At 74.3% G+C, this 315-nt stretch carries 1 pseudogene; it reads left to right on the forward strand.

The features are described 5' to 3' along the window. Nucleotides 1-315, forward strand: a pseudogene (locus tag ACLZOT_RS51350) (sensor histidine kinase); the annotation flags it as partial.

The raw sequence follows: 315 nt of genomic DNA on the forward strand, positions 1-315 counted from the left end.
CGTCCGGGCTCATCGCGCAGCTGCTGGTGCTGCTGCTGCTCTCGCTGCGGGTGCCCACCCGGGTGTCCGCCGAGGCCCTGGGCCTGACCCTGCTGGTCACCTATTTCTTCCAGGGACTGCTGGGCGCCCCGGACTACACGAGCACCGGCGTGGCCGCCGGGTCGCTGTTCGCGGTGGCCGTGGTGCTCGGCATGGCGCTGCGCGGCCGCAGGGAGGCCCGCACCCAGCTCGTCGAGCAGGAGACGCTCACCGCCGAGGAGCGGGCCCGGCGCACCGTGCTGGAGGAGCGCAGCCGCATCGCCCGCGAACTGCACG

The organism is Streptomyces sp. 4F14 (assembly GCF_048159485.1).
In the GTDB taxonomy this organism is placed as follows: domain Bacteria; phylum Actinomycetota; class Actinomycetes; order Streptomycetales; family Streptomycetaceae; genus Streptomyces.